Annotated in this window: 10 protein-coding genes and 1 pseudogene; 6 read left to right on the top strand and 5 right to left on the bottom strand. The window is 54.5% G+C overall.

The window, feature by feature from the left end; all coding sequences use genetic code 11:
- The first annotated feature begins 72 nt into the window (after positions 1-72).
- On the top strand, positions 73-753 hold the full coding sequence (locus NLX71_RS23520; protein ID WP_254366226.1) for an amino acid ABC transporter permease: 681 nt from the start codon (positions 73-75) through the stop codon (positions 751-753).
- Positions 746-1468, top strand: a complete 723-nt coding sequence (locus NLX71_RS23525) for an amino acid ABC transporter ATP-binding protein (RefSeq protein WP_254366235.1) — start codon at positions 746-748, stop codon at positions 1466-1468. The genes NLX71_RS23520 and NLX71_RS23525 overlap by 8 nt, the downstream gene beginning before the upstream one ends.
- Before the next feature lie 73 nt (positions 1469-1541).
- Here NLX71_RS23525 and NLX71_RS23530 read toward each other — a convergent pair whose 3' ends face one another.
- From NLX71_RS23530 to NLX71_RS23540, 3 genes are all read right to left on the bottom strand, one after another.
- Complete coding sequence (locus NLX71_RS23530; RefSeq protein WP_254366227.1) at positions 1542-2717, bottom strand: M20 family metallopeptidase; 1176 nt, start codon at positions 2715-2717, stop codon at positions 1542-1544.
- Between the two features lie 129 nt (positions 2718-2846).
- A complete protein-coding gene (locus NLX71_RS23535) occupies positions 2847-3029 on the bottom strand; it encodes a hypothetical protein (RefSeq protein ID WP_254366228.1) in 183 nt (60 codons plus the stop codon).
- A 174-nt stretch (positions 3030-3203) separates the two neighbouring features.
- Entirely contained in the window at positions 3204-3374 is a 171-nt protein-coding gene (locus tag NLX71_RS23540) for a Spo0E family sporulation regulatory protein-aspartic acid phosphatase (RefSeq protein ID WP_090673571.1), read from the bottom strand.
- A 187-nt stretch (positions 3375-3561) separates the two neighbouring features.
- Between NLX71_RS23540 and NLX71_RS23545 the strand changes: the two genes are divergently transcribed.
- Positions 3562-3708, top strand: coding sequence for a hypothetical protein (locus NLX71_RS23545; RefSeq protein WP_254366229.1), 147 nt, complete (start codon positions 3562-3564; stop codon positions 3706-3708).
- 56 nt (positions 3709-3764) lie between these two features.
- Here the strand turns inward: NLX71_RS23545 and NLX71_RS23550 are convergent, their stop codons facing one another.
- Complete coding sequence (locus NLX71_RS23550) at positions 3765-3935, bottom strand: hypothetical protein (RefSeq protein ID WP_254366230.1); 171 nt, start codon at positions 3933-3935, stop codon at positions 3765-3767.
- Between the two features lie 149 nt (positions 3936-4084).
- Here NLX71_RS23550 and NLX71_RS23555 point away from each other — a divergent pair, with 149 nt between their 5' ends.
- Positions 4085-4813: a phosphonate ABC transporter ATP-binding protein gene (locus tag NLX71_RS23555; protein ID WP_254366231.1), complete on the top strand. Its 729-nt coding sequence runs from the start codon at positions 4085-4087 to the stop codon at positions 4811-4813.
- 60 nt (positions 4814-4873) lie between these two features.
- On the opposite strand, the pseudogene NLX71_RS23560 reads toward NLX71_RS23555, so the two are convergent.
- A pseudogene (locus NLX71_RS23560) lies at positions 4874-5617 on the bottom strand (NAD(P)-binding domain-containing protein); the annotation flags it as partial.
- A gap of 222 nt (positions 5618-5839) precedes the next feature.
- On the opposite strand from NLX71_RS23560, the gene fucU reads away from it, so the two are divergent.
- Together fucU and NLX71_RS23570 are read left to right on the top strand one after the other, a co-directional pair.
- Positions 5840-6271 (top strand): L-fucose mutarotase, encoded by a 432-nt coding sequence (gene fucU, locus NLX71_RS23565; protein WP_254366232.1) that lies wholly within the window; start codon positions 5840-5842, stop codon positions 6269-6271.
- Between the two features lie 84 nt (positions 6272-6355).
- The gene (locus NLX71_RS23570) at positions 6356-7165 is read left to right on the top strand and encodes a hypothetical protein (protein ID WP_254366233.1); all 810 of its coding nucleotides are present in this window, start codon (positions 6356-6358) and stop codon (positions 7163-7165) included.
- Positions 7166-7310 lie beyond the last annotated feature (145 nt).

Here is a 7310-nt window from a genome sequence, read left to right on the forward strand (position 1 = left end):
AAACCTGAGCGGGATTCTCCGGCGGGTTTTTGTTCGGTTTTAACGCGTATTTGATAGAAAGGGGGGGAATGCATGGATTTTTCATTTTTATCCAAGTATTACATGTTTTTTATCGACGGAGCGAAGATGACGCTCATCTTGTCCATCTTCACCGTCATTTTCGGGGTGCTGCTCGGCATGGTCATTGCCCTGATGCGCTTGTCCCGTATTTGGCTGCTTAAAGCGTTCGCGGCTTCGTATATCGAATTCATCCGCGGGACGCCAATATTGGTGCAGCTGTACATTTTTTATTACGGGCTGCCGAAGCTGGGCATTCAATTTCCCGAGGTGCCGGGAATCGGTTCATCGTTTCCCGATATGATGGCGGCGATTATCGCGCTGTCCATCAACAGCGCTGCGTATGTAGCGGAGACGTTCCGCGCGGGCATACAGTCGATTGACAAGGGACAAATGGAAGCGGCCCGCTCCCTCGGGATGCCGCACGCGATGGCGATGCGCTTTATCATTTTGCCGCAGGCGCTGCGCAACATTCTCCCGGCGCTCGGCAACGAATTCATTGTGGTGATCAAGGAAACGTCCATCGTCTCCGTCATCGGGATCGGCGAGCTGATGTACAAAGCCGACACGGTGCGGGGCAATACGTTCCAGCCGTTTGAGCCGCTCATCCTGGCGGCGATCATCTACTTCATCATGACGTTCACGCTGACCAAGCTGCTCGGCGTCGCGGAAAGGAGGATGAAGTCCTCTGATTAAAGTAACCGGTTTACAGAAGTCGTTCGGCTCCAACCATGTCTTGAACGGAATCGATATCGAGGTCGCGAAAGGCGAGGTCGTCGTCGTCATCGGACCGAGCGGCTCGGGCAAAAGCACATTTCTGCGCTGCTTGAATCTCCTGGAGGAGCCGACGGGAGGGGACATCGAATTCGACGGCATGTCGCTGCTGCGCGGCAAGCACGATATCAATCAGCTGCGGCAGCGGATGGGCATGGTGTTCCAGCAGTTTAACCTGTTCCCGCATATGACCGTCCAGCAGAACATTACGCTGGCGCCCCAGAAGCTGAAAAACGTCAGCAAGCCGGAGGCCGACAAGATCGCGCAGCAGCTTCTGCAGCGCATCGGACTGGCGGACAAGGCGTCCAGCTACCCGTCGCAGCTGTCCGGCGGACAGAAGCAGCGGATCGCTATTGCTAGAGCGCTCGCCATGTCGCCGGCCGTCATGCTGTTCGACGAGCCGACCTCGGCCCTCGACCCGGAGATGGTCGGTGAGGTGCTGGACGTCATGAAGGAGCTGGCGGCCGAAGGTATGACGATGGTCGTCGTCACGCATGAGATGGGCTTTGCCCGGGAAGTCGGCAAGCGTCTCATCTTCATGGACGGCGGCAAAATCGTCGAGCAGGGCAATCCGGACGACATCTTTTCGAATCCGCAGCATCCGCGGACGAAAGAATTTTTGGCCAAGGTGCTCTAACCTTATCCTTATAAAAATAGTAAAGCCGCGAACATCCGGTTCGAAACCGGGTCGCGGCTTTTTGGCGTTTCGTTTATTCGTCAGCGTTCACGCTGCGTTCGAATTCGTCGCGGATCGACCGCAGCAGGGCAGGGTCGGCCAATACATCGTAAGCGGTGTACGCCAGCGCTTTGGCGCCGAGCAGCATGCCTTCGAAGGCCCGGGGCTGCATGGCCAGATCGCGGAATTCCTTCGTATGCAGCATATGCTTTTCGTCAACGACTTTGACGTACGGGTGGATCGACGGGCAATGACGCGATACATTTCCAAGATCGAACGAGCCGTGATCCTTGCCGTAACCGATCTCGTCTTCCGGGATACCCAGACCGGCGAGATTGCGGGTAAACGTGTCCGACAAATGAATATTCGTAATCAGTTCGTCATAGGAGTACTCGTAATTAGACCATTTCATTGTACAACCGGTTTGCAGTGCGGCGCCTTCCGCGCAGCGGATTACCTTTTGCACGGTTTCGTCCGTGTAGGGGCGATTGGCGGATCGGATATAAAACTGCGCAGCCGCGTAATCCGGAATAATGTTCGGGGCTTTGCCGCCTTCGTTGATAATACCGTGAATCCGCGCATGGCTGCGGAGCTGCTGCCTCAGTGCGCCGATCGATTGGAACAGAAGCAGCACCGCATCCAGCGCGTTGACGCCTTCATGCGGGCTTGCCGCGGCATGAGTCGCCTTGCCGAAAAACTCGAACTCCAGCGCATCCATAGCCAGTGAGCTGCCCGATTTCTCGTACATGTAGAACGGGTGGGCCATTAAGGCGAAGTCGACGTCGTTGAACAGGCCGGCAGCCGCCATATCGACCTTCGCGCCTTTCGTTTCCTCTGCCGGGGTGCCGTACACCCGAATCGTGCCGCCAAGCTGGTCGATAACGGCTTTCAATCCGACGGCTGCCGCAAGGCCCATGACGCCGATCAAATGATGTCCGCATGCATGTCCCAGCTCCGGCAGCGCATCGTACTCGCACAGGAAGGCGATAGTCGGTCCTGGTTTGCTTGCGGCGTACGTCCCCAGAAACGCCGTAGGCAGCCCGGCGTAAGGGGCTTGTACGGTAAAGCCGTGCTCCTTCAACGCTTCGATCAGGCGCGCCGACGCCTTCCATTCTTCGTGGCCCAGCTCGGGGTTCTCGCCGATAAACCGGGAAATCTCCGTAAACGACGGGGCATGCAGGTCGATGGTCGAGGCAATGTGTTGTTTCATATTCAGTCTCCTTTACTTCTCTGTAGCATGACCTTATTATAACGAAAAAAGCGGAACAAACAAAGAAAGACCCCGCTGCAAGGACTTGCAGAAACGGGGTTCGGGTGTCGTTTCAAAATTTAGGTTCGTTTATTGCAGATTGCGGCGCTTGTCGATGATTTGCTCTTCGAGCTTTTTTTTAATTTTTTGCATCGCATCGACTTCCAGTTTATGATTTTGCCGGAATCGAACGCCGGTCAGTGCCAAAGCCTCGTTTAAGGTCAGTTCAACGGAAATTTTTTGCTCCTGCGGCTCGCGTACTTCGTAACTCATGGTGCATCGCTCTCCTTCTCATTAGGATTTGAGAGTGCATCAATAAGCTGTATTTAGCAGGGGACTTGGGTGTATATTTTCGGAAAAATCCTTGATTTTCCTTGGCTTCAATATAACATACCATGTAACATATTGCAAGGGCAGGGCACAAAAAAGAGGCCCGTCCGGCCTCGGTTATTTTATCCGTTCCTGCATCCGAAGACGTTGGATGGACAAGACAAGACGATCTATTTTTTGGCTGAGCTCTACTACCCGGGGATCGACAAAGCTGCCTTTTTCCTCCACAAGCAAGCGAAGCTGCATCTGCATTCGCTCCAAATGCCGTCTCAATTCCGCTTCTTCCATCTTTCAGACCCCATCCTAACGCTGTAAAAATAGTAAGTTCACTTAATTAGTCTATTATAATTCAATCCGGTTGTAAAATTTGTAAATCGTTGTCGAGTCTATTATTAAATTTTTTTAAGGAAACCGTCGGGCTGTATAATCCCCTTCGGGAAGCGGTATATTACGGTCGACGGGAGGTGAGCCGAACATGGACAGCGCCGAGGCGAATACGAAAAACAATCCGAATTTCAAGGAGAACAAATTTACGGAAGAAGAGGCGGTCATGCATGCGGGTAAGGTGGCGGACCGCCCTCCGAATTTGAATGAAATCCCGAAGGAAACGAATCCGCAGTGAAAACAAAAACGGTAAAACCCCGGAGAGCGGGCAGTTTTACCGTTTTTTCGCATCTGCTAAGCTTCGGCGTCGTTATTGTGCCCGATAGCCAGATTGGCGATTTCATCGTTCATTTCGTCCGGGAGGCGGATTTTGAAATAGCCGACGACCGCTTCGACCGCTTTGTCCGCCTGCCCTTCGGTTATGCCCGCTTGCTCGGAGACGAGCTTGACCAATTGGTGCTTCACGCATTGTTCCTCCTCTTCGGGATCTACGGGATAAGCATCTAATAGGATGTGCTCCTTTATGGTTTTTATGTGGCAGAACATGTTATATTTATACCAAGACACAACAAGCCTGCTATTGCTTTGGCTCGAACAAAGGAGACATCGGACGGATGATCATCGTACGCAATCTAAGCAAATCGTTCCCATCCGGGCAGCGGGTGCTCGACCGCATCAGCTTTCAGGCGGACGAAGGGGAGCTGGTGGCGCTGCTCGGCGCAAGCGGGAGCGGCAAAACGACCCTTTTCCGGTGCTTGATGCTGAAGGAAAAATGGAACGACGGCCAGTATATCTACGACGGAAAGGATATTTCGGGCGTCGGCGCCTGGGAGAAGTTCCAACTGAACAAGAAATGGGCTTATCTGGAAGAAAAGCCGAGCTTGCATTTGAAAAAGACGGCTTTGAAAAATGTGCTCAGCGCGCTGCTGTTCAAAAAATCGTGGTGGCGCTTTTTGACGAATTCTGTTTCGGAAGACGACCACATGGAAGCGATGGATTACCTGGATAAAGTGGGACTGCTCGACAAAGCGCACGAGCCGGTGGAGAAGTTGAGCGGCGGGGAGAAGCAGCGCGTCGCGATCTGCAAGGCGCTGATCAAGGGAGCCAAGGTGATATTCGCGGACGAGCCGGTGTCCGGCCTGGACCCGGAGGCGGCGAGCCTCGTCATGCAAGATTTCAAGTCCATCTGCCAGAAGCATAAGCTTCTCGTGTTTTGCAGTCTGCATCAGGTGGAGCTTGCCGAAAAATTCGGGTCGCGCATTTGGGGACTGTCGGACGGGAAGCTCGTGGTGGATATTGCGGGACGGCGGTTGACGCATCGGGAGAAGGAACTTATTTTTTAATGGAATCGTTACATATGAAAAAAGGTCGGCCTTGACATTGATGTCCGGGCCGACCTTTCTTTAGTTAATCGTAGCACTGCAAGAGGCGATCCGCTTAGCAATGAATCCGCCGTGCAAACGGCCGGTCTCGATAAACACCTCGTTGGCGTTCGCGCCCGAAGCGATGACACCGGCGACGAACAGCCCGGGAACCGTCGTTTCCATCGTCGCCGGATCGTACTGGGGAATCCCGTCCGCCTCTGACACGACAGCTCCGGCTCCCGCCAACAGACTGCGGTCCGGACGAAAGCCGGTCAGCGCCAGGACGAAGTCGTTATCGAATTCCTCTTCGCGTCCTTCGCGAGATACGGTGACGGACGTTTCCGCGATGGGGACGACCCGGGATTGAAACAGCATCTGAATGCGGCCCTTGTTGACCATGCTTTCGAAGATCGGCTTAACCCACGGCTTAATGACCGGCGAGTAGGTTTCGCCCCGGTAAACGACGGTCACCTCGGCGCCCGCCCGCAGCAGCTCCATTGCGGCATCGATCGCGGAGTTGCTTCCGCCGATGATCGCGACCTTCGTGCCGGTATACGGATGAGCTTCGCGGAAATAATGCGCCACCTTGCTTAATTCCTCTCCCGGGATGCCGAGCATATTCGGCTGCGAGAAGTAGCCGGTCGCGACAATGACATGACGCGCGGCTATCGTAGAAGCTGCGCCAAAACGGTTTTGCACCGTCAGCTCGAAGGTTCCCCCCGGCTGTACCGCCAAATTGGTAGCCGTATGGTAGGGACGAATGCGCACGCGGCTGCGGGCCGCCCCCGATAATGACGACTTCTTCCATTGGAATGCTTCACCCGCTTTTTCGAATGTATATATAGAGAGAGAATCCTGTTGATTCTCTACCCATAGTACCTTATCGGGCCGGGGGATGCCAACTAGCTGGCCTCGTAACCGTTGACAAAAACTGGCTTGCTGCCCTAGGATAAGCTTGAACGCTGCGATACGGCGGCACGAGACTACTCCCTTGGAGGTACGTACATGTTAAAAGGCATTCCTTCGATTCTTTCTCCCGAATTGTTCAAAATTATGATGGAAATGGGCCACGGCGACGAGTTGGTGCTGGCCGACGGCAATTTTCCGGCGGCGAGTCATGCGCAGCGTCTGGTGCGCTGCGACGGGCACGGCGTACCCGAGTTGCTCGATGCGATCTTGACTTTTTTTCCATTGGATACACATGCGGAGCATTCGGTCGCCTTGATGGCTGTCGTTCCTGGCGATCCCGTGAAGCCGGTCATCTGGGACGAATATCGCGCGATTGTCAAGAAGCAAGCGCCCGAAGCCGCCGAGCCTACATTTGTGGAGCGGTTTGCGTTCTATGAGCGCGCCAAACAAGCGTATGCCGTCGTTGCGACGGGCGAAGGGGCGCTATATGCGAACATCGTGCTCAAAAAAGGCGTCGTCAAACCGTAACGCCAATCATAATCCGTCCCTGAATCTCATAGATTAAGACTACGAATCTACGACTATGATTTCAGATGAAACGGGGATGCGCCGATGATAGCCGTTCTGAGAAACCGTCTGGCCCGCGGAAACGAACGTCAGCTCCAGCTTTTGCTTGCGGGATTTTTGCTTGGCAATTTAATTGCCGTCATTTTGTCCGCCTATTGGACAACCCCTCGGGAAAAGCCGGTTCCCGTCCATTATACCTACACCACGTATGCGGCGGCGAATGGAGTGAAGCTGCACGCGATGCGGACGGCTCCCGACAATATCGAGCTGAAGCACATCGTGACCAACGTGACCGCGACGCCGGATTACGGGATTAACGGAGGCTTCTTCTGGAACGGCGACCTGCTCAGCATTGCGGTTGTCAACGGCAAGCCGCTGAAGGGCGAACCCCACGATTACGGCTCCGGCTGGTACAACATCGATTATCCGAAAGGGACGCTTGTCTGGGACGAAGCGACGCGGTCGTTCTCCGTCCAGGTGGCGCAGGAGGCCGGGGAGCTGCGAATGACCGATCCGAACCGCTACTGGGCGCAAGGCGGGATCAGCATGTCTCTCGGGGCGGAGGAGCGTTGGATCGAGCAGGCGAAGAAGGAGGACATGCCGGCGTTTGACGAGTCGAGACTGCGCTCGGGAGCCGTATTCGACCGGCAGCAGAACCTGTGGCTTCTCGTGTCGGACAAGCCGTGCACCGTCGAGCAATTCCGCCGTGCGGCGCTTGAGACGATTGCGCCGGGATTGCTGGTCGACGGCATTTTTCTGGACGGCGACGGCTCCTCGCAGATGCAGAACGGACAAGTCCGGCTGAAGGGAGATTCCCGGGAGGTCTATCAGATGCTGGCGCTCAAGTCGAAATAAAGAAGGCCGTGGGAATGACGATTCCTGCGGCCTTGATTTTTGTTTTCAAAATAAGGGAAATAGAGGAATTAAACCCACATTTCGCATGTCAGTAAATGAAAATGAATAATAACAACCGCTGATGCGGTTCAAGAGGAACTGTCTT

Origin of the sequence: Paenibacillus sp. MZ04-78.2 (assembly GCF_024213375.1) — a bacterium.
Classification (GTDB): domain Bacteria; phylum Bacillota; class Bacilli; order Paenibacillales; family NBRC-103111; genus Paenibacillus_G.